The following is a 2,702-nucleotide window of genomic DNA, read 5'->3' on the forward strand; positions in this document are numbered from 1 at the left end:
CATTCGGTTTGCACGATAATTCAGCCCGTCTTCCCTAAATCAGAAACTCCAATAAATATAAAACATAACAATCTCGCATAAGCCCATCGAAATTTTGGTTTATTGGTCATCATCCTGGGCATTGCTAACCGCCCAACTTGACGGTTCCTCTTCTTGTTGAACAAAGGATGCGTCGTCAAGACGGAACGCCCCGGAAGGAGCAGAAGCTCTCAGCACAGCGGCCGCTCGGCTCTGCCGCTTGCCTAAGCAAGAAGGCCCTGGATATAAAGTGCCGTGTAGTTTGCGCCATGAAAGGGCAAATGCGTTGAAACAGAGCATGTTGTGTGGACTCTTGCCCTTGCAGGGCGTGACGTGACGCATCGGTTTACCCAGGGTGTCGCTTCGCTTGCCCTGGGCTATGGAGATCATTGGGCTTTCAGCCCGCTTGGGTTGTCAGGGACAAGGAGAGTGCCACACGCTCTTAATATGCGAAAAATCTGTGGAAATCTGCGGGATCTGTGGGCGACAACTAAGCGCACAATGCGCTAAAGAACAGGCAGAATGTTTTTATTCTCCCACGGATCGCAGATAAGCACAGATACCATGCGGGGTGCTTTTATCAAAAAACACGAGACCCCGAGGCCAGCGCCGTAGGCGGTGGGCCAAGACGATTGGCCTTGGCCTCGCACCCTCCGCCGTTGGCGAGGCTCATCGGGGTTAACGAAGGTGTGACTGCTATCCCTCCAGCACGTCGCGGAAGGCAGTGTAGTTGTTCGTTGAGTTGTGGTCTTCGATGACGGCGAAGCTGATGGAGGTGAAGAGACCCTGGAACTCGCTTTCGTGGATGACCTGCCTGAACAGCTGGGCCATGTGGTGCGGCTCGTTGTGGAAGGCGCCACACCCGAAGGCGCCGAGCACGAGGCGGCGCTGCCCGTTGTTGGCGGCCAGGCGTAGCATGAGGCGTATCTTGTCTTTGGTGGGCTCCACATACGGCTGCGGTATGGCGTCGCAGCGCTCATTGAAAGGGAAGGCGGCCACGGCAACGAAATTGAGCCGCACCGGACTGTCGAGAAGGGCGTAGCCGTTGGCTTCGGTGTCGCGAAACACGGTGACGCCATGCGAGTAGACGCCACCGTAGAGGGGGTCTAACGGATAGTGATGGTAGGCGTTGCGCTGCACATGGTATGCCCGTGGGTCGAAGTGGTTGGCATACTGGTAGAGGAACCGATAGTAGTCGGTGCAGCGGAAGAGGTATTCCTCCTGGGCTCCCGCCCCACCCCACACGCCACCGCCGGGTCTGTGCGAGTTCGCCATGTTGAGCACGCAGATGTCGTCGGTGGAATCCGTGGCATGGAGACGGCGCGCCAAGGCCAAGCAATCGTCGTTGACCACGGCGATGCGCACCTCACCGCTGTTGCGCTCGAGCGATGGCCGGAGCGTTATCTCGTGGTCCACAAAGACGTTGTCGGCCTGGGCCTGTGGGTTGATGATGCGGCCCAGCTCTACCAAGCCCCCCGACGCTGTGTGGTAACGGCCCCGCTTAACCAGCATGAGCGTGGAGGCGTAGACCTGGCGCCGCGGACCGCGTGTGTCGCCCTGCTTCTTTCGCTCCTCGAAATAGGCACGCCACGCGCCGGCGTCCCATGTGTTACGCCATGCGGCATAGCCGTCGGCGCGCCGAACGAGGTTGCATAGGGGGATGCGGACCGACTCCTCGTAGTCTTGCTCACTGCCGCCCGACGACAGCTCGAACTCGCCCATGTGCCAGTGGATGGCCATTCGCTCCTCATGGCTCATGGCCAGACCCAAGCGTTCGAGGATGCGCACCGACCGTTCGCCGTGCCCTTTCGCCCTATTGTCGTTGAGCGTGAGGATGTGGTAAGGGTTGCTGCTGTCGAACTGGTAATTGTCGGCCTTGCACACGTCGTGGAGCAGCGCGGCGATGGCTACGCTCTCGGGGGCCATCGCCTCCCGATGGTCGGAGGCTTGCCTCAGCGCCATGGCTTGGCAATAGACCTCCCACGAGTGCTTGGCAAGGCCACCCTGAAAGGCGTTGTGGTGGGTCACCGAGGCCGGTGCATCATAGAAATGGTTCTCGCCCAGCCACTCAACGACACTGTCGATGCCTTCGCGGTGGGTTTCAACAAGGGTGGATTCTATGCGTTCACGATAGGTAGTGTTCATGGTTTTGTAGAATTATAGAATACATTACTTTAATGTCTTGGTTAGGAGAAGAACTTGGTTTAACCTCTTAACAGATCTTTCATTTCGACAAAATTGCCCTTTTGGGTTCAGCAAAAATACTAATTCATCCTGAATTAAGCTATTTTCCAATGAACTATTTTGGCTATCTTGCCGTTTTTTTTCATTTTGAACAAATGTGGCTCAGAGGAAAAACGAGTTTATGGAGCTGAACGGCACCGCCGCCTATGTGAAATACAACCGCTTCCATATAGAGCACCGTCCACAGTATGTACCGGATCCATTCCGCTCGGAAAACTTCTATTACAACGAGGACGAATACTAATCGCTCCAACAGCTATACAAACATCTTAAAGCGTTGAATATAAGCGTTATGGGAATTGTACGACGGAACTTGAGCGGCCCCCTCTTTCCGGGGCTATTTGATTAATATTTAACTGGTCCCAATTTTAACGGGACACTAATGATCAATAGTTCGTTAAAATTTGAGATAAAGGCTAAGCAGTTTTACGCTGCCAGCC

The 2,702-nt window shown here is 55.1% G+C and carries 2 protein-coding genes; one reads left to right on the top strand and one right to left on the bottom strand.

The window, feature by feature from the left end; translation table 11 throughout:
- Nucleotides 1–714: 714 nt before the first annotated feature.
- Nucleotides 715–2,163 carry a TIGR02452 family protein gene (locus KM934_RS12555; protein ID WP_215760946.1) on the bottom strand — a complete coding sequence of 483 codons (1,449 nt, stop codon included), beginning with the start codon at nucleotides 2,161–2,163 and terminating at the stop codon, nucleotides 715–717.
- A 196-nt stretch (nucleotides 2,164–2,359) separates the two neighbouring features.
- Between KM934_RS12555 and KM934_RS12560 the strand changes: the two genes are divergently transcribed.
- Complete coding sequence (locus KM934_RS12560) at nucleotides 2,360–2,506, top strand: hypothetical protein (protein WP_215760947.1); 147 nt, start codon at nucleotides 2,360–2,362, stop codon at nucleotides 2,504–2,506.
- The last annotated feature ends 196 nt before the right edge of the window (nucleotides 2,507–2,702 follow it).

This window comes from Hallella faecis, from assembly GCF_018789675.1.
In the GTDB taxonomy this organism is placed as follows: Bacteria; Bacteroidota; Bacteroidia; order Bacteroidales; family Bacteroidaceae; genus Prevotella; species Prevotella faecis.

What these genes read in the sequence shown, in the direction of transcription:
- KM934_RS12555 (WP_215760946.1), bottom strand. Translation starts at nt 2,163, where the DNA reads ATGAACACTACCTATCGTGAACGCATAGAATCCACCCTTGTTGAAACC.